Raw genomic sequence first — 24,648 nt, 5'->3', positions numbered from 1 at the left:
TGTACTTCAGTTATGTATTCTTCTGATTATATTCGTTTAAAATAAATGGTAAGAGGAGGGAAGCTATGCAGCATGAAGAGGAAAATGTTATTCTATTTCCTAAGTGGGAGACCATTCTAAAGGAAGAAAGCTTTCAAGCGTTACAGCAAAAACGTTATGAGGAAGCACTGGATAAATTAAATGAGCTACTTCACTATCATGTGAATGATCATGAAATAATTATTGGAAAGCTCATGTGTTTAATGGAATTAGGTCGTTATAAAGAAGCAGAAGATATGTGTGAAGAAATCATACGTAACAGGGATGATGAACACTATTTTCACTATGTACATATTTATTTAACCATTCTCTTCCAGACTAATAAATACGATATTCTAATGGAACGCATTAAGGAGGAGCTTGATACAAAGGATTTACCATCGATGCTACGTGAACAATTCATGCAATTATATGATATGAGCGAAAAGATGGAGTCCGAATTAGTGGAGCAGAAGTCTTCTGTTTATGTTGATGATTTAATAGAGGCTGTCTCTACCGCTAATCATGAAAAACAGTGGCGCTCCATAGTGAAATTACGCTCCATGCATATCGAACCAGAAATAAGAGTCATTAAACTATTAGTAAAAGAAGAAATTCACCCTGTAATTAAAACAGCGATCTTTCTCTGGCTGCAAGAACAGAATTTTACCAATTCGATTAACATACATAAATTTGGGAAACAATTACAGGTAATACCAACGGATATACCTACTATTTCTTTACATAGTACATATGAGAAGACTGTTCAGTATTTACACGATATTGAACAAGATAACCCAACATTATATCAATTCTTAGAACAACTGCTCTATCGATATCTATACGTGCAATACCCGATTGCTCCTCCTAATGAGGATGCGGCTATTATTGCCGAAAGCTTAATAATTATTGGATATCAAATTATGAATCAACAGGAAGTAGAACCAAACACAGATAAGGAAAAAGTTTTAGTCTACTTAAAAGATATATTAAATGGAGAACAATTATATTTATCTATCATTGAGGATTAGTTCAAATCTTTTGCTTATGTCTTGAAAGGCTTATTAATTATGGTATAATAAGATGGTTGTAATTTTAGGAAGTGTTTTTTAAAAAATACTTAAACGAATCTAATTAATGAAATTAAGTAGTTAATGGAAATAATAGATTTTTGGAGGGAAAATACATGTCAGTAAAATGGGAAAAAAAAGAAGGTAATGAAGGAGTCTTAACTTTCGAAGTTTCGGCTGAGGAATTCGAAGGTGCTTTAGATAAAGCCTTCAAAAAAGTTGTAAAAACAGTTCAGGTTCCAGGATTCCGTAAAGGTAAAATGCCACGTCCAATCTTTGAAAAACGCTTTGGTGTAGAAGCTCTATTCCAAGATGCTGTGGATATCGTATTACCTGAAGCATATACAAAAGCTGTAGAAGAATCAGGTATTGAACCAATCGATCAACCAAGTATTGATATTGAACAAATTGAAAGAGGCCAAACTCTAATATTTACTGCAGACGTAACAGTAAAACCTGAAGTTAAGCTTGGTGAATATAAAGGTCTTGAAGTTGAAGAATTAGATGCCACTGTTACAGATGAAGATGTTGATGCTGAATTACAACAACTAAGAGAACGTCATGCTGAACTAGTTGTCAAAGAACAAGGCACTGTTGAAAATGGTGATACGGTTGTTATGGACTTTGAAGGATTCTTAGGTGAAGAAGCATTTGAAGGTGGAAAAGGTGAAAATCATTCCCTTGAAATTGGATCAGGTCAATTTATCCCAGGATTCGAAGAGCAATTAGTTGGAAAAGAAGCAGGGGTAGAAACTGAAATCAAAGTAACTTTCCCTGAAGATTATCATGCAGAAGATTTAGCTGGTAAAGAAGCTACCTTCAAAGTAACGGTTCATGAAATCAAATCGAAAGAACTTCCTGAGCTAGACGATGAGTTTGCTAAAGATGTTGATGATGAAGTAGAAACACTTGAAGCGCTTAAAACTAAAAAGCGTGAAGAACTAGAATCTGAGAAAAAACAAAGCGCAGAAAACGCTAAGCGTGAAGAACTAATCAACAAAGCATCTGATAACGCAGAAGTGGAAGTTCCAGAAGTAATGGTTCAATCAGAGCTTGACCGTATGATGCGTGAATTTGAACAACGTTTACAAATGCAAGGTATGACATTAGATCTTTATTACCAATTCTCTGGTCAAGATGAGAATGCATTAAAAGAACAAATGCGTGAAGATGCTGGTAAACGTGTAAAGACTAACTTAACACTAGAAGCTATCGTTAAAGCAGAAAATCTTGAAGTTACCGATGAAGATGTTAAAGCTGAATTAGAAAATATGGCTTCTATGTATGGAGTAGATACAGAGCAACTAACTCAAATGCTTGGTGGAAACACGGAAGCAATAAAAGAAGACCTATTATTCCGTAAAGCAATTGACTTCTTAGTGGATAATAGTAAAACAGTTGCATAATATAATAATTGACTATTAAAACACAACAAAAAACAAGGTGCGAATTTCGTACCTTGTTTTTTTAACCAATAGAAGGGTTATCTTTAGTATTTTTAGTTGTAATTTAGTATGATAAGAATCAAAGCTAAAAAGAGAAAGAAACGTTGTCAATTTTATTAGGTATAGTGACATATACTAAGCTTAGGTACATTAGAAATAGATTATCAAGCATCTTGATTATGAATGCAAAGTAATTCTTGAAACATAAAGCGTGACATGAAGACACTGAGTATATTATTTTGTTTTCAAAACACCTTCTGATATGATATCTATTATAACTTAACGTTTTGTGGCAGATAGAAAGTATCAAAAACTTTCTTACCTGCATAAGAAAAACTAACACATTCGCTAGTGTAGCCCGAGTGCAAGTTTTTCTAATTATCGACCAGAAACTTTAGGGGTGAAAAATTAATGTTCAAATTTAATGATGAAAAAGGGCAGCTGAAATGTTCATTCTGTGGCAAAAGCCAAGAACAAGTGCGTAAGCTAGTTGCTGGTCCTGGTGTTTATATATGTGATGAGTGTATTGAATTATGTACAGAGATCGTAGAAGAGGAACTTGGAACAGAAGAGGAAATGGAATTTAAAGAGGTTCCAAAACCTAAAGAGATCTGTGAAATCTTAAACGATTATGTAATTGGACAAGAGAAAGCGAAGAAGAATCTTTCTGTAGCTGTATATAACCACTATAAACGTATTAACTCGCCGAAATCTAACGACGATGTTGAGTTAGCAAAAAGTAATATTGCGATGATAGGTCCTACTGGTAGTGGTAAGACATTACTTGCCCAAACTTTAGCTCGAATTCTAAATGTACCTTTCGCAATGGCGGATGCAACATCATTAACGGAAGCTGGATATGTTGGTGAAGATGTAGAAAACATTCTTCTAAAGCTAATTCAAGCAGCTGATTATGATATTGAAAAAGCTGAAAAAGGAATTATTTATATTGATGAGATAGACAAGGTGGCTCGTAAATCAGAGAATCCATCGATCACGAGGGATGTATCTGGTGAAGGTGTTCAACAAGCGCTTCTAAAGATTTTAGAAGGTACGGTTGCTAGTGTGCCTCCTCAAGGTGGTCGTAAGCATCCACATCAAGAGTTTATCCAAATCGATACAACAAATATTTTATTTATTGTTGGTGGAGCATTTGATGGTATTGAGCAGGTAATTAAGAGAAGACTTGGCAAGAAAGTGATTGGATTCGGTGCTAATGAGAAACAAGAAGAATTAGACAAAGGTCAATTGCTAGCTAAAGTACTCCCAGAAGACTTACATCGATATGGCTTAATTCCAGAATTTATCGGAAGAATTCCGGTTATCGGAAGTTTAGAGCCATTAGATGAAGATGCATTAGTAGAAATTTTAACGAAGCCAAAAAATGCTTTAGTAAAACAATACCAAAAGTTATTCCAAATCGATAATGTAGAATTGGATTTTGAAGAAGATGCCCTAGTAGAGATTGCTAAAAAAGCAATTGAACGCAATACAGGTGCTCGTGGATTACGTTCGATTATCGAGTCAATCATGCTCGAAGTAATGTTTGAATTACCATCGAGAGAAGATATTTCGAAATGTATTATTACGAAAGATACAGTCGTTAAAGAAAATGGCAGTCCTAAGCTTTTATTTAACGATGGAACTGTAGCTGAAAGCATAACAAAGCTTCCTAAAGAAAGTGCTTAAAACTAAATTTCTAATGATTAGAGGCTGACTAGGATTCTTGGCTCCCAAACAGATGAAATATCTGGAGTGGAAATAAAGTCCCAAGTCAGCTCTTTATTTTTATTTTGAGTGTATATTGACATAGAATTACTTAGCCTTCAGGGGGTAAGCTAATAGAGTAACAGATAGAAGTGCTGAATTATTTTACAAAGCAAGCACACTTCTATAAACTTTAAGGGAATATATACATATTTGTAAATGACAATTTGGAGGTACATACATGAAAACGAATGAAACAAAACAAGTTCCCCTCCTCCCATTACGCGGTTTATTAGTATTTCCTACCATGGTGTTACATCTTGACGTAGGTAGAGATAAGTCTGTAGCAGCATTGGAGAAAGCAATGGTTGGTGATCAAACTATCTTCTTAGCTGCTCAAAAGAAAGTAAGTATAGATGAGCCCAGCCCTGATGAAATATATCGAATTGGAACACTAGCAAAAATAAAACAAATGCTAAAGCTTCCTAATGGTACGTTTCGGGTTCTAGTGGAAGGCTTAAATCGTGGAGAAATCATTAGATTTGTTGATGAGGAAGACGAGTTTACTGTTGAAGTACAAGAATTAGAAGAGATAACAGGAAATCGTTTAGAGGAAGAAGCGCTAATGCGCAATATTTTAAGTCAATTTGAACAGTATGTAAAAGTCTCTAGAAAAATAACTAAAGAGACCTTAACAACTGTAAGTGATATTGAAGAGCCAGGAAGACTAGCGGATATCATTACCTCGCATCTTTCACTTAAATTAAAAGATAAACAAGAATTGCTAGAAATGATTAATACACAAGAGAGACTACAGCATTTAATTAGTTTAATTTCTAACGAGAAGAAAGTATTAGACTTAGAGAAGAAAATTGGACAACGTGTTAAATCGTCCATGGAGAAAACTCAGAAAGAATACTATCTCCGTGAGCAGTTAAAAGCAATTCAGAAAGAGCTAGGAGATAAGGATGGTAAGACTGGTGAGGTAGATGACTTACGAGAAAAAATAGAAAAGTCGAATATGCCTGAGCGAATTATGGAAGTAGCCATTAAGGAACTAGGTCGATATGAAAAAGTTCCACAATCATCTGCCGAGAGCTCTGTCATTAGGAATTATTTAGAATGGCTAATCGCATTACCGTGGACTGATAAATCTCAGGATACGATAGAGATTAGTCTTGCACAAGAGATTCTTGATAAAGACCATTATGGTCTAGAGAAGGTAAAAGAACGTATTTTAGAGTATTTGGCAGTACAAAAGTTAACGAACTCAATTAAAGGTCCGATTCTTTGTCTAGTTGGACCTCCAGGTGTTGGGAAGACTTCCTTAGCTAGATCAATTGCTCGTTCCGTAAATCGTAATTTCGTTAGAATCTCCCTAGGAGGAGTTCGTGATGAAGCAGAAATTCGAGGACATAGAAGAACATATATTGGAGCTATGCCTGGACGTATCATACAAGGGATGCGAAAGGCAAAGACCGTTAATCCGGTATTCCTATTAGATGAAATTGATAAAATGTCCAATGACTTCCGTGGAGATCCATCTTCTGCAATGTTGGAAGTTTTAGATCCAGAACAAAATAATAGCTTTAGTGACCACTTTATTGAAGAGCCCTATGATTTATCGAATGTGCTCTTTATTGCAACTGCTAATTATGTGAATAATATCCCTGGGCCACTTTTAGACCGTATGGAATTAATCTCACTCTCTGGATATACCGAAATTGAAAAGCTGCATATTGCAAAGGAACATTTAATTCCTAAGCAGTTAAAAGAAAATGGGTTAAAAAAAGGTAACCTACAAGTTAGAGATGAGGCACTACTGAAACTTATCCGTATGTATACTAGAGAGGCAGGGGTACGTACATTAGAGCGTCAGATAGCCAAGCTTTGCAGAAAAGCTGCAAAAATTATTGTTTCTGATGAGAAGAAGCGTGTTGTTGTAACAGAAAAGAGTATTGAAGAATTACTTGGTAAGCCTATTTTCCGTTATGGACAAATGGAAACGGAGAATCAAATTGGTGCTGCTACAGGATTAGCCTACACTACTGCAGGTGGGGATACCTTATCTATAGAAGTGTCCCATTACCCTGGAAAAGGTAAATTGACCCTTACTGGTAAGTTAGGCGAAGTGATGCGGGAATCTGCACAAGCTGCATTTAGTTATATTCGTTCCAGAGCACAAGAGCTGGGAATTGAGCATGACTTTCATGAAAAGTATGATATTCATATTCACGTTCCAGAAGGAGCCACTCCGAAAGATGGACCTTCTGCAGGTATTACGATGGCAACTGCACTTGTATCAGCCCTGTCTAACCGAGCTGTTAAAAAAGAAGTTGCTATGACAGGAGAAATTACGTTAAGAGGGCGTGTCCTTCCGATTGGTGGACTCAAGGAGAAATCATTAAGTGCTCATCGTGCTGGGATTACAACAATAATTTTCCCAGAGGACAATAAAAAGGACCTAGATGATATACCGGAAAGTGTACGTAAGGAAATGACCTTTATTCCTGTAAATCATTTAGATCAAGTGTTAAAGCATGCCCTAGTGGAGGAAAACAATGAAAGTAACAAACGCTGAAATAGTAATTAGTGCAGTAAGTAAGAAACAATATCCGAATGATCAATTGCCTGAAATTGCACTAGCAGGACGTTCGAATGTTGGAAAATCATCCTTTATTAATAAGTTAATTAACCGTAAAAGCTTAGCTAGGACATCTTCCAAGCCAGGTAAAACGCAAACATTGAATTTTTACCGAATCAATGAAGCATTTTACTTTGTCGATGTACCTGGTTATGGGTATGCGAAAGTTTCAAAAACCGAGCGAGAAAAATGGGGAAAGATGATGGAGGAATACTTCCAATCACGTGAAACATTAAAGGTAGTATTACTCATAACAGATATCCGTCACGAACCAACAAAAGATGATGTGCAAATGTATGATTTCCTGAAGCATTTTGGTCTACCCGTAGTTGTTGTTGCAACAAAGATGGATAAAATACCAAAAGGAAAACGAGCTCAACATTTAAAGAGAACTATCAATACCCTCCAAGTGGAGAAGGGAGACTTGGTATTACCATTCTCTTCTGAAACAGGTGAAGGTAAAGATGAAGCATGGGGAATTTTGAAAAAGTATATTTAGTTTCTGGTAAGAGATCAAATCTGTGGATTTGGTCTCTTTTTATATTTCTTAATCAAGGTACATCAACCAACCGTTATCAAATATTAACTTTTTATATGAAATCCTCACGAAAAAACAACTATTTTCTATATTTTTGATGATTATGGAGTTTAAAAGAGTATCGAGAAGTATTTATAAGGTTCGTTAAGTTATTTGGCTTTAACAACGATTATTACCAATCCATCTTAATTAATCAGACTATTTGCAATTAGTTGTTCAAATGGTGGATTGTTATACTTTTATATGTAGAAAGTGATTGTTTATCATTTTCAAAAAACGAGAAGAGAGGAAATATGTATTTTATGAGAAAACTGAAAATTATACTTTTTGTCGCGTTATTATTAGTTGTACTAGCTGCTTGTGGAACGGAAGGTTCTACAGATGATACTACTAAAGATGCAAATGGTTCTGATGAGCAAAGCTCTGGATCAGAGTATGGATTAATCGAAGATGGGAAGCTTATTTTCGCTGCATCTGGTGAATTTAAGCCATTTAGTTATATTGAAGGTACCGAGATGGTTGGGTATGATATCGCAGTAGCTGAGGCAATTGCAGAAAAACTTGGATTAGAAGCGGTTCAACAACAAGCAAAGTTCTCTGGAATAGTTACTGGAGTGAATGAAGGTCGCTATGATATAGCAGTTGCAAGTCATACGATTACAGATGAAAGGTTGGAAAAGGTTAATTTCTCAGAGCCTTATTATTATTCTGGACCAGTTATCTACACAAGACCTGATAGTGATATTCAATCTGCTGAAGACTTAAACGGTAAAGAGATTTCAGTATCTAGAGGTTCAACTTATGTGGAAATGGCCGAGCAATATACGGATGACATCCCACAGGTAGATAGTGATGTAGTTGCTCTACAATCATTAGCTTCCGGTCACCATGATGCTGTAATTACGGATGATATTACAGGTCAAACTGCTATTCAGAATGGACTAGAAATTGAAAATCGTGGTCAACTAGGTGTGAGTGAGCAAGCGATTGCTGTAAACAAAGAAAATGAAGCATTATTAGAAGCAATAAATGAAGCACTTCAAGAATTAAAGGATAGTGGAGAGTTAGCTAAAATGGCTGAAGAATGGATTGGTGTTGATATTACTCAAGAGCCTGAAGAGTTAGAGTAATTCAGCTAAGAAGTCAACGTTAAGGAGTTGGAACACTTGTCTCATTTTTTTGATGTATTTATAGAAAGCTATCCTTATTTTCTTCAAGGGTTAAAAATAACACTATACTTGTCTGCTGCCTCACTATTAATTGCTTTTGTCATAGGATTATTCTTTGCGATACTTAAAATCTCTAATATTAAGGTGTTAGGTTGGATTGCTGACGCTTATATTTGGGTAATACGTGGTACGCCACTTATCGTACAGATATTCGTGCTATATTATGGAATAACGGAAATTATCCTAATCGATAAATTTTGGGCAGGGGCGATTGGTCTTGCTATTCATAGCGGTGCATATATCGCTGAGATTATTAGAGGGTCCATCCAATCAATTGATAAAGGTCAAATGGAGGCTGGACGTTCTCTTGGGATGACAAAGTTACAAACGATGAGGAGAATTATTCTACCACAAGCATTTCGACGAGCTATTCCTTCCCTTGGTAACCAATTCATTATTGGTATAAAAGACTCTTCTTTAGTTTCCTTTATTGGGGCGCAAGAATTATTTGGTGTATCAAGTTCCCTTGGTTCAAACTCGTTTGATTTTCTAACTTTCTATTCAGTTGCCGCAGTATACTATCTATTTATCGTATTAATACTTACGGCTATTGTGAATAGAATTGAGAAAAAACTAGCTAGAAGTGATTAAGGAGGAAATATCGATGTCTAAAAAAGAAATGGTTCGGGTAGAACAGTTAAATAAATCGTTTGGAAAACTACATGTACTAAAGGATGTCGATCTTACTGTAGACGAAAGTAATGTAGTCGTATTAATTGGTGCAAGTGGTTCTGGTAAAAGCACATTGTTACGATGTATCAATTTTCTAGAAATGAAGGATGACGGTAAGATATTTCTTGAAGGCGAACAAGTAGATAAAGACACACACAATTTAAATGAAATCCGCCAGCGTGTTGGTATGGTATTTCAGCACTTTAATCTATTCCCACATAAGACAGTGCTAGAAAATGTCATCGAGGCCCCTTTAATGGTTAAAAAGATGCCCAAAAACCAAGCCATTGAAGAAGGAAAAGCTTTATTAGATAAGGTGGGTCTTGGGGATAAATATGATGTATATCCATCTACGCTATCTGGTGGGCAGAAACAACGTGTTGCGATTGCTAGATCTCTTGCGATGAAACCAGAAGTTATGTTGTTTGATGAACCAACCTCAGCTCTTGACCCAGAGTTAGTCGGTGAAGTATTAGCTACTATGAAAGAATTAGCGGATGAAGGAATGACAATGGTTGTGGTCACACATGAAATGGGTTTTGCCCGTGAAGTAGGAGACTGGGTAGTCTATATGCATGACGGAAGGATTGTAGAGTATGGCAATCCAGATGAATTATTTGAACGGCCGAAAGAACAACGCACCAAAGAATTCTTAAGCTCTATATTATAAGAAAAGCTTTCTTGGGGGAACAGGCCCCTAAGAAAGCTTTTTACTTTTTCTTGAGAAGATAGATACCAATGGCAACGAGGACAATTGGCCAATAAACATTAATAAAATTCACGATATCATTTACCCAGTTAAACCATGATGGGATGTTGATAGAGAATATAAATATACAAGCAATAATGATAAGAACGAGTCCTGGAACTAGACCTTGCTTTGTCTTCATATATTTTACTAAAAAAGCAATACCGATTATTAGTGGATACATTGCCCAATGATCAATCCAAAAACTATAATGTCTTATTCCATGAAAATGAATCCCTAGCCCCAAAAGTAGTGTGCCACTAAATAATTGATTATAATCCTTTATTTGAAAGCTATAGATTAAGAGTGCTAAGCCAATAATAATCAATATAGTTGGCCAAGAATAAAAATCTGTGAAAATTGGCAGTCTTAACTGTCTTAATAAGAAATACAAACCAATTCCAATTAAAAGATATGCTGTTAAAGTATTTTTATTTTTCATTCAATCACCTTTCAATTGTTAAACGATAGATGTAATATGTTGATTTCTTGCTTCTTATAATACGGTATGATAGAGTACATCTGAGTTTATCTTTATAATATCATATAGTTTCATAATCTGTTCACAAAAGTAGAAATTGAAACATTTGTACTATGTTATAATAACTACAGTATGAATTTTTATAGCAATAAATTTGAACCGCTATATTCGGAGGAGAGATACGGTGCATATTTTAAAAGTTGGTTTAAATTATAAGTCAGCCCCTGTAGAAATTAGAGAAAAACTGACTTTCTCAGAGAACTCTCTTCAGGATGCTATGCAAGAATTAAAGAATAGAAAAAGTATATTAGAAAATGTTATTTTATCTACCTGTAATCGTACGGAAATCTATGCTGTAGTAGATCAAGTACACACAGGACGGTTTTATATTAAACAATTTTTAGCGGATTGGTTTAATGTTGATAAAGAAGAGATATCCTCCTTCTTAAGAATTACGGAGGATGACGGGGCATTAGAACATTTATTTAGGGTATCCTCAGGACTTGATTCCATGGTGTTAGGGGAGACGCAAATCTTAGGACAAGTTAAACAAGCATTTCTATCTTCACAGGAGATTAAGGCTACTGGGACGATATTTAATGAACTGTTTAAGCAAGCAATAACATTTGCAAAGCGTGCTCAAAAGGAAACGGCTATTGGCGAAAATGCTGTATCCGTAAGTTACGCTGCAGTAGAATTATCTAAAAAAATATTTGGAACTCTGGATGATAAAAATGTCGTCATTCTAGGTGCTGGAAAAATGGGTGAACTTGCGGCTAAAAATATACAAGGCTCTGGCGCAACTAACATTACTGTAGTGAACCGTACGTTAGAGAAGGCTATTGATTTAGCAAAACAATTTAACGCAGAGGCGAAACAATTAGACCAATTGAATACGGTATTGGAAAATACCGACATTTTAATTAGTTCAACGGGTTCTGACTCATTCGTTATTACAAAAGAAACGTTAGAACCGATTCAAAAGAGACGAAGAGGTAAGCCATTATTCTTAGTTGATATCGCGGTTCCTAGAGATTTAGATCCAAATATCGGAAAAATGGATAATGTATTTCTATATGATATCGATGATCTTCAGCATATAGTTGATGAAAACCTTGAAAGCCGTAAAAAGGCTGCTGAAGAAATCGAGATATTATTAGAAAGAGAAATTATCACCTTTAAAGAATGGATGAAAACATTAGGTGTTGTACCAGTAATTTCTGCATTGCGAAATAAAGCACTAACCATTCAAGCAGAAACGATGAGAAGTATTGAGCGAAAAATGCCGGATTTAACAGCTCGTGAGAAAAAGGTACTTAGTAAGCATACGAAAAGTATTATTAATCAGTTACTAAAGGATCCGATTACCCAAGCAAAAGAACTTGCGGGATCAGACAATTCAGCTGAAGCATTGCAGTTGTTTGTTGATATCTTTGGAATTGAGAAAGAAGTAAAACAAGAATTTGCCAAACAAGCTCAAAAAAATGATGAATTACTGCAATCTATTAAAAATGAAGTTCCGTTAGTAGGTAAATTTGTTACGAACTAAACTAGTAAAGGACTCGTCTTATGATTGAAGTGCGCTGGATTTATGAAGGGATTTTATTTATTTACGCTTTGAGTCTAATTGGTTATTTTATTGATTTTGTACAGCAGAACCGGAAGGCAAAAGTATATGCCTTCTGGTTACTTTGTATGGTTTGGCTCTTTCAAACCTTTTTTTTAATTTTTACTGTAGTTGTTGAGAAACGGTTTCCTATCGCTACTCTAACAGATAGTCTATTTTTCTACGCATGGGTATTGGTGACGTTCTCGATACTAATGAACCGCTTATTTAAAACTTATTTCATGGTATTTTTCATTAACTTATTTGGATTCTTTGTGATGCTTATGCATATTTCACTTGCTGCAAAATCTCAAGTAGAAGAGCGATGGATTCAATTAGTGGATGAGATATTAATTGCTCATATTTCTTTGGCTATTATATCTTATGGTTTTTTTACCATCTCTTTTATATTTTCCATTATGTATCTAGTGCAATATCATTTCTTAAAAGAAAAGAAAGCGATAAAATGGATATGGCGACTAGGGGATCTTGAACGGCTTGAACATTTCACTTTTAGAGCCATAACTGTAGGTGTCCCATTATTGTTAATTGGTATTATTTTAGGTTTTGCGTGGGCATATACGGAGGAAGTAGAATTTTATTGGTTTGATTTAAAAACATTAGGGTCGATACTAGTTTTAGGAATATATATTATTTATTTATTTTTAAGGACCGTTCGTCGTATGTCCGGTAAATCACTTGCAGTTTATAATACAAGTGCGTTCTCTATATTAATTATTAACTTCTTTTTATTTACCAGACTGTCTAACTTTCACATTTAATTAGGAGGAATACATATGCGAAAAATTATCGTAGGTTCTAGACAAAGTAATTTAGCCTTAACACAAACAAATTGGGTGATTAATGAATTAAAAAAAGCAGGCGTTGAAAATGAGTTTGAAATTAAAAAGATTGTAACAAAAGGAGATAAAATCCTGGATGTCACACTTTCCAAAGTCGGTGGAAAAGGACTGTTTGTAAAAGAAATAGAGAAAGCTCTTTACGATAAAGAAATAGATTTTGCAGTTCATAGTATGAAAGATATGCCAGCATCCCTACCTGAAGGATTAATTATCTCTGCTATACCTGTAAGAGAAGATCATCGTGATGCTCTGATTTCTAAGAATAATGTATTGCTGCAAGACTTACGGGAAGGTGCAGTAGTCGGAACGAGTAGCCTTCGACGTGCAGCTCAGATTTTAGCTGTGAGACCTGATGTTGAAATTAAATGGATTCGTGGAAATATTGAAACGAGAATTCGTAAATTACAGGAAGAAGATTATGATGCTATCATCCTGGCAGTTTCTGGCTTGAAACGGGTTGGATTAAGTGAAGAACTAATCAGCGAGTATTTAGAACCAGAGATCTGTGTACCTGCTGTTGGCCAAGGTGCATTAGCGATTGAAAGTCGTGAAGATGACCATGAGCTAACCGATTTATTGGAAAAAATTAATGATAAATATACAGTGAAAACTGTAACAGCTGAGAGAACTTACTTAAACCTATTAGAAGGTGGATGCCAAATACCAATTGGCGGATACGCTCATTTAGAAGACGAGGAAGTAGTGCTAAATGTGTTAGTAGGTACTCCTGATGGCAAAACGATATTACAAGAGGTTGTTCGTGGTACCGACCCGGAACAAGTTGGAAAAGAAGCTGCTGAAAAGTTATTACAACAAGGTGCAAAAGAGATTATTGAACAAGTAAAAGAGGAGCTAGACAAGTAATGCAACTTCCATTACAGGGGAAGAATATCTTGGTTACTAGGGAAGCAAGCCTTGCCGATAAATTCTCGAAACAACTTATTGCCAAAGGGGCAAATGTATTAGAAACTCCTTTATTAAAAATAGCTTGTAAACGTTCATTAGATGATAGAGAGGTTATTGAAAATCTAGGACAGTTTAATTGGATATTTTTTACAAGTGTTAATGGTGTAGAATGCTTTTTTAACTTAATAGAAAAATATGAGATAAAATTGCCAGTTGTCAAAATAGCTGTAGTTGGCCATAAAACAGAAGAAGTACTAAAGTCTTATGGTTTTGTAGCAGACTTCATTCCATCTATATATGATGGTGAGAATTTAGTTAATGAGTTTCTTGGAGAATTCCATGACATCGGGAAAGTTTTACTAGTTCAAGGGAATCGCTCAAGAAAGGTAATAGCGGATGGTTTGTTGAAAGCGGGTGTAGACTATCGTACTATAGTCGTCTATGAAACACTCTACAATGAAGAAGCCAAAGCGAAATTAAATCGTGTGCTAAAGGATATTACATTTGATTATGTTACCTTTACAAGCCCATCGACAGTGGAAGCATTCATGAAGTATTCGAAACGGACATTATCAAATGATACAAAAGTTGTTTGTATTGGAAATACCACGGAAAAGAAGGCTAGGGAATTCGGACTTACGAATATTTCGTCACCTAATCTTTTTACCATCGAGGCTATGATTGAGTTAATGTGTAATGAAAAAAGAGAGGATTGAAGGATATGAGTATAAATGCTGATTTCAAACGTCATCGTCGTTTAAGGTCATCTAATGCGATGAGAACGATGGTTAGAGAGAATCATCTTCGAATAGAAGACTTTATCTATCCAATGTTTGTAGTGGAAGGAGAGAATGTGAAAAACGAAGTTCCTTCTATGCCAGGTGTTTACCAAGTTTCGATGGATCTTTTACTAGCTGAGGTAAAAGAAGTAGTTGAACTTGATATTAAATCCATTATTCTATTTGGCGTACCAAATGACAAAGATGAAGTAGGAACAGGCGCATTCATCGAAACAGGGATTGTTCAAGAAGCAACGAGATTAATAAAGGATAAATACCCTGAAGTTCTAATCGTTGCAGATACATGCCTGTGTGAATATACCTCTCATGGCCATTGTGGTGTCATTCATAATCATGATGTAGATAATGATGAATCATTAAAGTTACTTGCACGTACTGCCGTCTCTCAAGCAGAAGCTGGTGCTGACATAATCGCTCCTTCTAATATGATGGATGGTTTTGTGAAAGTGATTAGACAAGCATTAGATGAAGCAGGATATACGAACATTCCAATTATGTCCTATGCTGTTAAATATGCATCAGCATTTTATGGTCCATTCCGAGATGCTGCTGATAGCACCCCACAATTTGGTGACCGTAAAACGTATCAAATGGATCCCGCTAATCGATTAGAAGCATTGCGAGAGGCAGAATCTGATGTGGAAGAAGGAGCCGATTTCCTTATTGTAAAACCTGCACTATCATATTTAGATATTGTTCGTGATGTCCGTAACAATTTTAACTTACCAGTGGTTGCCTATAATGTAAGTGGAGAATATTCCATGGTCAAAGCAGCCGCTTTAAACGGTTGGATTGATGAAAAAGCACTAGTTTTGGAGAAATTAACTTCGATGAAACGCGCAGGTGCAGATTTAATTATTTCATATTTCGCAAAAGATGTTGCGAAGTGGTTGAAAGAAAACGAATAAAAGCGAGGTGGATATAGTGAAAGAATTTAATCAGTCTATCGATGCGTACAAAGAAGCAGTTGATTTAATGCCAGGTGGAGTGAATTCACCAGTTAGAGCATTTAAATCAGTAGGTATGGATCCAATTTTCATGGACAGTGGAAAAGGGTCGAAAATTAAAGATATCGATGGTAATGAATATATTGACTATGTATTGAGCTGGGGGCCATTAATTTTAGGACATGCTGATGAGAGAGTGGTTAGTAAGCTTCATGAGATCATCGAAAAGGGAACTAGCTTTGGCGCCCCAACGGTATTGGAGAATGAACTAGCAAAATTAGTTATTGATAGAGTACCTTCCATTGAAGTAGTACGAATGGTTAACTCTGGTACAGAAGCTACGATGAGTGCTTTAAGATTAGCACGTGGATATACCGGTAGAGATCTGATTCTAAAATTTGAAGGAAGCTATCATGGTCATGGGGATTCACTATTAATTAAAGCGGGATCCGGGGTCGCTACATTAGGTCTACCTGATAGCCCAGGTGTTCCTAAGTCAATTGCACAAAACACGATTACAGTTGCTTACAATGATCAAGAGGGTGTGCGCACTGCATTCGAAAAATATGGTGATAACATTGCTGCCGTTATTGCAGAGCCTGTTTGTGGGAATATGGGAGTTGTTCCCCCTACTAATGACTTCTTAGTATTTTTAAGAGAAATTACCGAAGAGAATGGTTCTTTATTAATCTTTGATGAAGTAATGACAGGATTCCGCGTAGACTATCATTGTGCACAGGGTCATTTTAATGTTACACCAGATTTAACTTGCTTAGGAAAAGTAATCGGTGGTGGATTACCGGTTGGCGCGTATGGTGGTAAACGTGAAATTATGCAGCAAGTAGCACCAGCTGGTCCAATTTATCAAGCTGGAACGTTATCGGGTAACCCATTAGCGATGACTGCAGGATTAGAAACGTTAAGTGCACTTACAGAAGAGTCCTATCAGGAAATGAACCGTAAAGTGGATTTATTAGTTTCTGGATATCAAAATGCGGCAGAGGAATTTAGTATCCCTCTTCAGATTAATCGTGCCGGATCAATGGTTGGTGTTTTCTTTGCAGAAGAGCCTGTTACTAGCTTTGCTACTGCTTCACAATCAAACTTAGAACATTTCAATAAATATTATCGTGTCATGATAGAAGAAGGTGTATTTTTACCACCATCTCAATTTGAAGGTTTATTCCTTTCAACAGCACATACAGATGAAGATATTGAAAAAACGATACAAGCTGCTAGAAAAGCATTTTCACAGCTTAATGTATAAGAAAAAGGCTATAGGGAGTTCTCCCTGTAGCCTTTTTTCTATTATGGAACGATATAAATAGTAATCATCTATTTGATAAATTCGAACGTGCTTACTCATAAATTCCCTTTTGATCACAAGAGATTTCTCTTCATTAGCATATCCTAATACCTTGGCTCATATAGATAATTAAGAGTTATGAGCATATGGAATATATGTTTTGAGGGGAGGAAGCTACTTGGTTAATGAACAGAATGTTTTTCGATTTGATTTGAATGAGTCATTGTATTTTGAGAAAGACCAGGAAGTCGCTGAAATTATGGGTATATCCTTAGAACCAGAGATTTCTATCCAAGAATTTAATGATTATATTTCTATTAGAGGTGTAATTGAATTACAAGGTTCTTATCAAAAAGCTGAGTCTATAGGTGATGAGGATGAGTCATACTTGGACGGGTATGATTCAAAACGCTATATAGAAAGGGTTACAGAAACACAGTATGGTGCTGCAGAATTTTTGCACCGTTTTCCTGTTGAGATCACGGTCCCTTCCTATCGAGTGGAGAATTTAGATGAAGTTACTGTTATGATCTCTGAGTTTGATTATGAATTACCAGAGTCAGATCACTTGTATTTGCGTTCCACGATAGAGATCCATGGAATTAACAGTCAGGTGGATGAAGTAAATGAGGAAGAAGCGGTATCTGAACCAGAAGCAGTAGAAGAAACAATACTTTCTGCAAGGGGTGAAGATGAATCGTTTGAGTTTGAGGTGAAGCAGGAGGATGAATCTCCTAACTACATAGAAGATTCTCCAGAGCAGTTGCCGACCTTAGAAGAAGTGACACTAGAGGAAGCCGAAAGTGATCGTTGGAAGTTCTTACAGAAAACTCAATCGTTTGATGAGTTTTTCCAAAAGAATCAAGAGCCAGCAGTAGTGGATGAAGAATCTATCGATGAATCATCATCGTTAATAGATGACGAATCCGCGAGTTATGATGAAAGTTATGAAAGTAGAGCAGAGAAGGCGGATTTAACTTACCTTGCTGATATGTTCCGCGGAGGCGATGAACAATATGCAAAGCTGAGACTCTGTATCGTACAGGAAAAAGATACACTAGAAGCGTTGGCGGAAAAATATGAAACAACTACGATTCATATTCGTAACCAAAATGGGTTAGAAGAAGATGATATTGCAGAAGGACAATTATTATATATTCCAGTAAAGAATTAAATGTATAATCGGTTAACCCCTTGTCAATAGTCAAGGGGTATATTATTGGCGTATAGGAATAGTTGCATAATAGAAAATTCCACAGAAGTGATATTCCTTTGTAAGCACGCTGTGCAAAAGTTACTCCGTCAAGGTTGAACAAATACGATTTTCCCTAACTAGATACTATAGGTGGTGAAAAGATTGGAGAATGTTCGACGAGTGCTAGAATCGTACCATGTGTATCCTGTTGATATAACAAAGGTCACGGAACGATTATATCGTATTAAAGGGAACAAGCAGCAATATGCCTTAAAGAAAAGTAATCTACAGGATAAAAAACTTCCTTATTGGCTAGAGATTTACCGGCAAGCGCAAGCCCAAAATCTCCAAAATATATTACCTGTCTATCTAAATCAGTCAGGTAAATTATATGAAATAGATGGGGATGATATCTATTATTTAACCCCTTGGATTGATTCTAGTAACCGTAGCTCCTCTATCGGAAAGATATATCAAAACATAGGTCTCGTTCATTCTAAAACTAGAAAGATACAGACGATAACAGAAGAAATGCGGGAAAATTCACGAGAAAACTTCCTAGTCTATAAGAAACAAATGGGAGAACTAAGAAAAAAACTCTTAGTACATGTCGAAGAGTTTGAATCCCAGCATTTTATGTCTCCTGTTGAATTGTTAGTGTGTACTCAGTATCGCGATTTAGTTCAAGTATTCTATACTATGGAGAAACGATTGAATCAATATTTAGATACACTGCAAGAACTTTCTGAATGGAAGGTGAGCCTATGTCATGGTAGACTGACTGATTCGCATGTTCTACAAGGTAACCAAATTTTTCTAATTAACTGGGAGAATGCCTCTATCCAACATCCAATTGTAGATTTATCCGTGTTCATTAAGAGAAGGGCCATCTATCATAACACTGATAATAGATTGTTGTTAGATCAGTTTAAGTTCTACATGGATGAAAATAAATTGGATAACCACGAGCTTACCTTACTCGCCATTCATATATTGGACCCTTCTGTTTATATTAGAACAATAGATGCCTACGTAGAAGGTAATTCTAAGGATAGCATGATTGATTTTGTAGTGAAATTACAGCGTTACCATCGACAGATATTATTTGGTGTTCGTTTTTCTGAATTTGTAGAAGAAGAATACGAAATGGTTAAAATTGATGAAAGTGGTAGTGAAAGTTAAATCCACTTTAGATAAAAGGCAATAAATATTCCTGCTAGGAATAGAGTTAGTAAAACATCTAATGTTGTCGGAATAATAATTGTTCGTAACAGCTGGAAAACGAGTAAGGGTAGTGTTACTTGTTCTGCAATATATAAACATCTTCTAGCCCAAGGTGGTAATTTGTAGCGATAATATCTAGCCATAAAAAAGTCACCTCCGAAATTTTAATGCACCAATTACATCTATTTTTAATACTATATGTATAAACCAAGCTCATTCGTGCAATTATCTAATTAATAGTTGATTTTTCATAGGGGATTGGATAAAATAAGAAAATAATCATATATGTAAGCAAATGATAGGGAAGAGTACAGAATAGTTGCTTTAAAGAGAGGAAAACAATCGGTGAAAGTTTTCTAGGTAAACGTTTTGGAAGGTCGCCCTTGATGCAGCAACTCTGAATATTAGTAGGAGTAGCCGGTTCATAACCGATATCAAGCAATGAGTGTACAGGTTTTTTGTTAGACCTGTAAACAAAGGTGGTACCACGGAAACTATACCCTTTTCGTCCTTTTATTTAGGATGAAAAGGGTTTTTTGTTGTCCTGGCCACTCAGTGCAACAACTAATTTACACAAGATTATCTACATTCTTTAATTATTTTAATAGGAGGCAACTAAAATGAAAGAAAACAACACTTCATTACCACCAAAATATGATCCTCAAGCAGTGGAACAAGACCGCTACAAATTCTGGTTAGATGGAAAGTATTTTGAAGCAACTGGTGACCCAGACAAAGAACCATTCTCTATTGTTATTCCACCCCCAAATGTAACTGGTCGTTTACACCTTGGTCATGCGTGGGACACAACGATGCAGGATACAATCTCTCGTATGAAACGTATGCAGGGCTATGACGTATTATGGCTTCCTGGTATGGACCATGCGGGAATCGCAACACAAGCGAAGGTAGAAGCGCGTCTGAAAGAAGAAGGAACGAACCGCTATGAGCTTGGTCGCGAGAAATTCTTAGAGAAATCTTGGGATTGGAAGGAAGAATATGCTTCCTTTATCCGTTCCCAATGGGAAAAGCTTGGCCTAGGTTTAGACTATTCCAGAGAGCGTTTCACCCTAGATGAAGGCTTATCTGACGCAGTTAAAGAGGTTTTTGTAAAGCTATATGAAAAAGGACTTATCTATCGCGGCAAGTACATTATCAACTGGGATCCAGTAACGAAAACAGCACTTTCAGACATAGAAGTTATCTACAAAGAAGTGAATGGTAATTTCTATCATATGAAATATCCAATTAAAGATAGTGATGAAACAATTGAGATTGCAACAACTAGACCAGAAACGATGCTTGGTGATACGGCGGTTGCCGTACATCCAAAAGATGAGCGCTACCAACACTTGATTGGAAAAACTGTTGTTCTTCCGATTGTTGGTCGTGAAATTAACATTGTTGCGGATGAATATGTCGATATGGAGTTTGGTTCAGGTGCAGTTAAAATTACCCCAGCACACGACCCAAATGACTTTGAAATTGGGAACCGTCATGATTTAGAACGCGTTCTAGTTATGAATGAAGATGGAACGATGAACGAAAATGCTGGTAAGTATGAAGGTATGGACCGTTTTGGATGTCGTAAGCAAATCGTTAAAGACCTTCAGGATTTGGGGGTTCTATTCAAAATTGAGGAACATGTTCATCAGGTTGGTCACTCTGAGCGTAGTGGGGCAGTAGTCGAACCATATCTATCTACACAATGGTTTGTAAAGATGCAACCACTAGCTGATGAAGTATTAGAGATGCAAAATACGGAAGATCGTGTTAACTTCGTGCCAGAGCGTTTTGAAAGAACGTATCTGAACTGGATGGAAAATATTCGTGACTGGTGTATTAGCCGCCAGCTATGGTGGGGACACCGTATTCCTGCTTGGTATCACAAAGAAACAGGGGAAATTCACGTAGGAAAAGAAGCTCCGGCTGATATAGAAAACTGGGAACAAGATGAAGATGTATTAGACACATGGTTCTCTAGTGCATTATGGCCGTTCTCCACAATGGGTTGGCCAAATGAAGAAGCGGAAGATTTCAAACGTTATTTCCCAACTAGCGTATTAATTACTGGCTACGACATTATCTTTTTCTGGGTAGCACGTATGGTATTCCAATCAAAAGAATTTACTGGAAAGCGTCCGTTTAAAGATGTATTACTACATGGACTAATCCGAGACTCGGAAGGACGTAAATTTAGTAAATCTCTTGGCAATGGTGTCGACCCAATGGATGTTATCGAAAAGTATGGTGCAGATTCTTTACGCTACTTCTTATTAACTGGTACATCACCTGGTCAGGATATGCGATTCTATTGGGAAAAGGTTGAATCTACGTGGAACTTTGCGAATAAGATTTGGAATGCTTCCCGATTCTCCCTTATGAACTTAGAAGGATTTTCGTATGAGGACATTGATTTAACTGGCGAGCTGTCGTTAGCTGATAAGTGGATTCTTACTCGTTTAAATGAAACTATCGATCAAGTAACACGTAACACAGATAAATATGAATTCGGTGAAGCAGGTAGACATCTTCATAACTTCATTTGGGATGAATTATGTGATTGGTATATTGAAATGGCGAAGATTCCGCTATATGGGGAGGATGAACAAGCGAAGAAAACAACTCAATCTGTTTTAGCTTACGTGTTAGATCAAACGATGCGCTTATTACATCCATTCATGCCATTCATCACCGAAGAAATTTGGCAGAAGCTTCCTCATCAAGGGGAATCAATTACGATTGCAGCATGGCCAAAAGTACGTGAAGATTTCCATGATGAAAAAGCATCAGAAGAAATGAAACGTCTAGTGTCTATTATTAAGTCGGTACGTAATATACGTGCAGAAGTAGACACACCAATGTCTAAAAAAATCAGCCTATTAATTCAAGCGAAAGATGATGCAATTGTTGCAGAGCTTGAACATAACCGTGGCTATCTAGAGCGCTTCTGTAATCCAAGTGAGCTAGTGATTTCAACGAAAGTAGATGCACCTGAAAAGGCAATGACAGCAGTTATTACCGGTGCGGAAATCTTCTTACCATTAGAAGGGTTAATTGATTTTGATAAAGAAATTGCCCGATTAGAAAAAGAATTAGATAAATGGAACAAGGAAGTGGCACTTGTTCAGAAGAAACTTTCTAATCAAGGATTTATTGCTAAGGCACCAGAAGCGGTTGTTGCGGAAGAGAAGAAGAAGGAACAGGATTATGTAGAGAAGCAGGCGGCTGTAAAAGGTCGTTTGGCTGAATTAAAAGGATAATGAAAAAACGGGATTCATAAAATTATTATGGATCCTGTTTTTTTTTAGGTTATTGTACATCTTATAAGGAATGTCCTCCGTTTACCACATACGAACGTATGAATTTTACCAAAATATGTAAAATAAATGAAATATATATTTGATTTAAAAAACTACCTAACTTCAACTTTCCGCTCTAAAATTCAATTTTTAAGTACTTTTTTTTGCCAAAATTCAATTTTCCTAGTAGAAAATTCAATTTTCCAGCCATTTTTATCAAAGTTAGGCGATGTGACAACTCCGAGCATGTAGACTATCCTAATGGTGCCGGCACTATTATACGTGTGGAGGATTGTTACATGGAAAGAGAAGATTTTACATTTGAAGAGATTGTTAAGCAGAATGAAAAGCGAATTCACTATCATTTACACAAGCTACATATTAGAGATCCGCACAATGAGTTTTATGTAGAAGGACTCTATGCGATGTGGCTTGCTTATAAAAAATATCAACCAGACAAAGGTCCACTCGCGACTTACTTCAATTTTGCTATTCGGAATCGGTTAATTGATATGATTCGGAGTAAATCTAGGGAACAGAAGATTAATGAGGCGTTTGCCCATCAGGAGCGTATTGAGAAGCTGGATGGTAATCGTTCGTCGGTTAGTCATGCGCCACTTCTGCCCGCGGAAGGCATTGAAATAGAGGATAGCGAGTTGTGGGAGGCGGCAAAGCAGGTTCTTTCCCCGAATCAATGGAAGTGGGTAGACTACTACGTTATACAGGGTCTGTCGCAGAAGGAAATCGCAGAGAAAGAGGGAGTAAGTGTGGATGCCATAAAGAGCTGGTCGCGGGAGGCCAGGAAGAAGCTGCGTGCATCGGGATTGCTTACTAGATTAAAAGAAAAATAAACGGGTGGGGGACGTCCCAATGTCATTAAGTTAAGTTTACATTTTTTACCACAGTTAAACTAATTAGTTCTTCAAATCTCATTTATCCTATTAAAGTTTAAGTGAATTTTGATACAACATAAAAAAGGCAATAGGATGCCCGGGAGATGGAAATATCTATTTTTTCATCCCCTGGTAGGCATCCTATTCTATTTAGAGCGGGTTATAACGCAGCCTTCTGTACTAATCCATTTCTATTAGCGCTCAAGTTTCTAGTACGTCGTTTGTAACTTCGTCCTGGTCGTATTGGGATTCTACTCCTTTTTGCTTCTTCGAGCAACTGTTTGTAAATTTTATTTCGTTTTCTCGGATTATCTTCTAATATCAAATGAATAAGGTTTGATTTTAATTTACCAATTATTATGTTGGTATTTGATTTGTATAGATACTCTAGATTCTTTCCTTCTTGTTCCTTCAAAATAATTTCATCAACTTCATGTGCCATAAATGACGCCATATTCGATAGAAACATAGTGGCATAATAATCCTGCTCCACTGATAGTGGAGTATCACCTGTAAACTTCTGAAGCTTCAGTTTGTTTTTTAATTCATCAAACTTGCTTTCAATTCCCCATCTTTTGAAATAGAGTACTTTGAAATCTTCTAGTTTGAACCTCTTATCTACAATATTCGTTAGGAGTAATTCTTCTTGTCCAGAAGATAGTTTAATTCGAATAGCACGTAATCGTACTATCTTACCCTGCTTCTTAATTTCAACTAGTTGATCTGGAATAGATGGATCAATGAAAGCTTTATAATTATTGATGGGAGTTCTGATAATAAACTTTACATTAATGTCTACAAGATAGTCGAAGAAATCGATGGATGGATATCCTCTATCAAACAGAAATAGATCATTATCCGTAAGGTTCTCCTTGAAGGATTCCAGTAATTCTTTAGCTAAGTGACGCTCACTATCCGTACATTTTGTAATTAATGCTTTCACAATTAGATTATTTTCGATATCATAGATACAGGATGCCAGTGCGCGTGCCAATTCTAGCGAATTGCCTTTCGAAACGCCAAAGGCGTCCTTTAATCTTTTAGAATTATTTAT

The 24,648-nt window shown here is 36.3% G+C and carries 21 protein-coding genes and 1 other annotated feature; of the genes, 18 read left to right on the top strand and 3 right to left on the bottom strand.

The window, feature by feature from the left end; genetic code table 11:
• Positions 1–65 precede the first annotated feature (65 nt).
• From TE34_RS11740 to TE34_RS11705, 8 genes are all read left to right on the top strand, one after another.
• The gene (locus TE34_RS11740) at positions 66–1,049 is read left to right on the top strand and encodes a tetratricopeptide repeat protein (protein WP_047985012.1); all 984 of its coding nucleotides are present in this window, start codon (positions 66–68) and stop codon (positions 1,047–1,049) included.
• Between the two features lie 155 nt (positions 1,050–1,204).
• Positions 1,205–2,494: a trigger factor gene (gene tig, locus TE34_RS11735; RefSeq protein ID WP_047985011.1), complete on the top strand. Its 1,290-nt coding sequence runs from the start codon at positions 1,205–1,207 to the stop codon at positions 2,492–2,494.
• A 450-nt stretch (positions 2,495–2,944) separates the two neighbouring features.
• Complete coding sequence (gene clpX / locus TE34_RS11730; protein ID WP_047985010.1) at positions 2,945–4,222, top strand: ATP-dependent protease ATP-binding subunit ClpX; 1,278 nt, start codon at positions 2,945–2,947, stop codon at positions 4,220–4,222.
• A gap of 259 nt (positions 4,223–4,481) precedes the next feature.
• Positions 4,482–6,821: an endopeptidase La gene (gene lon, locus TE34_RS11725; RefSeq protein ID WP_047985009.1), complete on the top strand. Its 2,340-nt coding sequence runs from the start codon at positions 4,482–4,484 to the stop codon at positions 6,819–6,821.
• Positions 6,802–7,383, top strand: coding sequence for a ribosome biogenesis GTP-binding protein YihA/YsxC (gene yihA / locus TE34_RS11720; protein WP_047985008.1), 582 nt, complete (start codon positions 6,802–6,804; stop codon positions 7,381–7,383). The genes lon and yihA overlap by 20 nt, the downstream gene beginning before the upstream one ends.
• A 341-nt stretch (positions 7,384–7,724) precedes the next feature.
• On the top strand, positions 7,725–8,552 hold the full coding sequence (locus tag TE34_RS11715) for a transporter substrate-binding domain-containing protein (protein ID WP_047985148.1): 828 nt from the start codon (positions 7,725–7,727) through the stop codon (positions 8,550–8,552).
• 27 nt (positions 8,553–8,579) lie between these two features.
• Positions 8,580–9,242, top strand: a complete 663-nt coding sequence (locus TE34_RS11710) for an amino acid ABC transporter permease (protein ID WP_047985007.1) — start codon at positions 8,580–8,582, stop codon at positions 9,240–9,242.
• Between the two features lie 13 nt (positions 9,243–9,255).
• A complete protein-coding gene (locus TE34_RS11705; protein ID WP_047985006.1) occupies positions 9,256–9,993 on the top strand; it encodes an amino acid ABC transporter ATP-binding protein in 738 nt (245 codons plus the stop codon).
• Positions 9,994–10,033: 40 nt separating this feature from the next.
• Here TE34_RS11705 and TE34_RS11700 read toward each other — a convergent pair whose 3' ends face one another.
• Positions 10,034–10,513, bottom strand: coding sequence for a LiaI-LiaF-like domain-containing protein (locus TE34_RS11700; RefSeq protein WP_047985005.1), 480 nt, complete (start codon positions 10,511–10,513; stop codon positions 10,034–10,036).
• A gap of 223 nt (positions 10,514–10,736) precedes the next feature.
• On the opposite strand from TE34_RS11700, the gene hemA reads away from it, so the two are divergent.
• The 8 genes from hemA to TE34_RS11660 all read left to right on the top strand — a co-directional run bounded on the left by hemA (position 10,737) and on the right by TE34_RS11660 (position 19,357).
• Entirely contained in the window at positions 10,737–12,101 is a 1,365-nt protein-coding gene (hemA, locus tag TE34_RS11695; protein WP_047985004.1) for a glutamyl-tRNA reductase, read from the top strand.
• Positions 12,102–12,121: 20 nt separating this feature from the next.
• Positions 12,122–12,940: a cytochrome C assembly family protein gene (locus TE34_RS11690; RefSeq protein WP_047985003.1), complete on the top strand. Its 819-nt coding sequence runs from the start codon at positions 12,122–12,124 to the stop codon at positions 12,938–12,940.
• 15 nt (positions 12,941–12,955) lie between these two features.
• Positions 12,956–13,885, top strand: a complete 930-nt coding sequence (hemC, locus tag TE34_RS11685) for a hydroxymethylbilane synthase (protein WP_047985002.1) — start codon at positions 12,956–12,958, stop codon at positions 13,883–13,885.
• Positions 13,885–14,643, top strand: coding sequence for a uroporphyrinogen-III synthase (locus TE34_RS11680; protein WP_047985001.1), 759 nt, complete (start codon positions 13,885–13,887; stop codon positions 14,641–14,643). Before hemC ends, TE34_RS11680 begins: the two co-directional genes overlap by 1 nt.
• A gap of 5 nt (positions 14,644–14,648) precedes the next feature.
• Positions 14,649–15,635 carry a porphobilinogen synthase gene (gene hemB, locus TE34_RS11675; protein ID WP_047985000.1) on the top strand — a complete coding sequence of 329 codons (987 nt, stop codon included), beginning with the start codon at positions 14,649–14,651 and terminating at the stop codon, positions 15,633–15,635.
• A 16-nt stretch (positions 15,636–15,651) separates the two neighbouring features.
• Positions 15,652–16,941, top strand: a complete 1,290-nt coding sequence (gene hemL, locus TE34_RS11670) for a glutamate-1-semialdehyde 2,1-aminomutase (RefSeq protein ID WP_047984999.1) — start codon at positions 15,652–15,654, stop codon at positions 16,939–16,941.
• Between the two features lie 217 nt (positions 16,942–17,158).
• Positions 17,159–18,154 (top strand): stage VI sporulation protein D, encoded by a 996-nt coding sequence (gene spoVID / locus TE34_RS11665; protein WP_047984998.1) that lies wholly within the window; start codon positions 17,159–17,161, stop codon positions 18,152–18,154.
• 183 nt (positions 18,155–18,337) lie between these two features.
• Positions 18,338–19,357 carry a phosphotransferase gene (locus tag TE34_RS11660; protein WP_047984997.1) on the top strand — a complete coding sequence of 340 codons (1,020 nt, stop codon included), beginning with the start codon at positions 18,338–18,340 and terminating at the stop codon, positions 19,355–19,357.
• Here TE34_RS11660 and TE34_RS11655 read toward each other — a convergent pair.
• A complete protein-coding gene (locus tag TE34_RS11655) occupies positions 19,354–19,542 on the bottom strand; it encodes a hypothetical protein (RefSeq protein ID WP_047984996.1) in 189 nt (62 codons plus the stop codon). The genes TE34_RS11660 and TE34_RS11655 overlap by 4 nt on opposite strands.
• A gap of 142 nt (positions 19,543–19,684) precedes the next feature.
• Positions 19,685–19,915, top strand: a binding site (T-box leader).
• Between the two features lie 104 nt (positions 19,916–20,019).
• Here TE34_RS11655 and TE34_RS11650 point away from each other — a divergent pair.
• Both TE34_RS11650 and TE34_RS11645 read left to right on the top strand, forming a co-directional pair.
• Positions 20,020–22,662, top strand: coding sequence for a valine--tRNA ligase (locus tag TE34_RS11650; protein ID WP_047984995.1), 2,643 nt, complete (start codon positions 20,020–20,022; stop codon positions 22,660–22,662).
• Between the two features lie 338 nt (positions 22,663–23,000).
• Positions 23,001–23,552, top strand: a complete 552-nt coding sequence (locus tag TE34_RS11645) for a sigma-70 family RNA polymerase sigma factor (RefSeq protein WP_047984994.1) — start codon at positions 23,001–23,003, stop codon at positions 23,550–23,552.
• 202 nt (positions 23,553–23,754) lie between these two features.
• Here TE34_RS11645 and TE34_RS11640 read toward each other — a convergent pair.
• Positions 23,755–24,648 (bottom strand): transposase (locus tag TE34_RS11640; protein ID WP_047983132.1); only part of this gene is annotated, 894 nt, incomplete at its 5' end.

This window comes from Ornithinibacillus californiensis (assembly GCF_001038485.1).
GTDB lineage: Bacteria > Bacillota > Bacilli > Bacillales > Amphibacillaceae > Ornithinibacillus > Ornithinibacillus californiensis.
Note: the sequence above shows the minus strand (reverse complement) of the source record. Positions and strands in the feature narration are given on the sequence as shown.